This window comes from Paludisphaera soli, from assembly GCF_011064595.1.
In the GTDB taxonomy this organism is placed as follows: Bacteria; Planctomycetota; Planctomycetia; order Isosphaerales; family Isosphaeraceae; genus Paludisphaera; species Paludisphaera soli.
This window is the reverse complement of sequence record NZ_JAALJI010000154.1, coordinates 1-441: the sequence shown is the minus strand read 5'-3', so window position 1 is coordinate 441 and position 441 is coordinate 1. Positions and strand designations below refer to the sequence as shown.

At 72.6% G+C, this 441-nt stretch carries 1 protein-coding gene; it reads right to left on the bottom strand.

Going from position 1 to position 441, the window contains the following annotated elements:
* Positions 1–23: 23 nt before the first annotated feature.
* Positions 24–362 carry a helix-turn-helix domain-containing protein gene (locus tag G6O68_RS32110; protein ID WP_165253848.1) on the bottom strand — a complete coding sequence of 113 codons (339 nt, stop codon included), beginning with the start codon at positions 360–362 and terminating at the stop codon, positions 24–26.
* Positions 363–441 lie beyond the last annotated feature (79 nt).

Sequence of the window (441 nt, the reverse complement as noted above, 5' to 3'; positions counted from 1 at the left end):
TCGGGCCGGCTGCTCGGCGGCCCTCAGGACTTTTTCTTGTAGGTCAGGCCCAGGGCGTGGAACGCCCGCCAGAGCGTGGAGATCCCCAGGTCCAGGCCGCGCCGGCGGCGGTGCTCCTCCAGCGTGGCCCCGGGCACCTCGCGGGCCGAGGCGCGGATGGCCTCGAGGTGCTCGGCCCACTTCGGCGGCGATCCGTGCCGCTGCTTCCGCGGGGCCGTCTCGCCGGTCTCGCGGCGACGCTGCTTCAGGCGGCGCACCCAGCTGGCGCTGACGCGGAACTCGGCCGCGACCTCGGCGGTCGGCGTTCCGGCGTCGCAGTCGGCGAGCACGCGCTCGCGGAGGTCGGCGGAGTAGGCTCTCACGGCATGGCCCTCGATGTGGCGATACCGCGAGATTACCCGTCCCGTCAACAGGGCGCTAGACCTTCAAGGAAATCGGTCT